This is a genomic window from Oleiphilus sp. HI0125 (genome assembly GCF_001635355.1).
The window spans coordinates 1-289 of record NZ_LWGF01000408.1 but is presented as its reverse complement, the minus strand read 5'-3'; the positions used below and the strand labels follow the sequence as shown (position 1 = coordinate 289).

Below are 289 nucleotides of genomic sequence, written 5' to 3'. Positions count from 1 at the left end.
GTTGGTATTTGTACTCATCTAGGTTGTTCTCCCCAGTTTGTTCCTGAAGTTGAGCCTCAAGAGTTTGATGAAAACTGGATGGGCGGATTCTTCTGTCCGTGTCACGGCTCACGTTTTGATTTAGCAGGTCGCGTATTTAAAGGTGTTCCTGCGCCAACTAACTTAGTTGTACCACCATATAAGTATCTTGATGATGCCACAATTATGGTTGGTGTTGATGAGGAGGCTGCGTAATGCAAAAGCTAATTTCATGGATTGACGAGCGTTTACCGGTCGTCAATGCTTTTGA

General features: G+C 43.9%; 1 protein-coding gene. It reads left to right on the top strand.

Annotated elements, in window-relative coordinates:
* On the top strand, nucleotides 1-234 hold a 234-nt coding region (gene petA / locus A3762_RS05465; protein WP_068754441.1), incomplete at its 5' end, for a ubiquinol-cytochrome c reductase iron-sulfur subunit.
* Nucleotides 235-289: the final 55 nt, after the last annotated feature.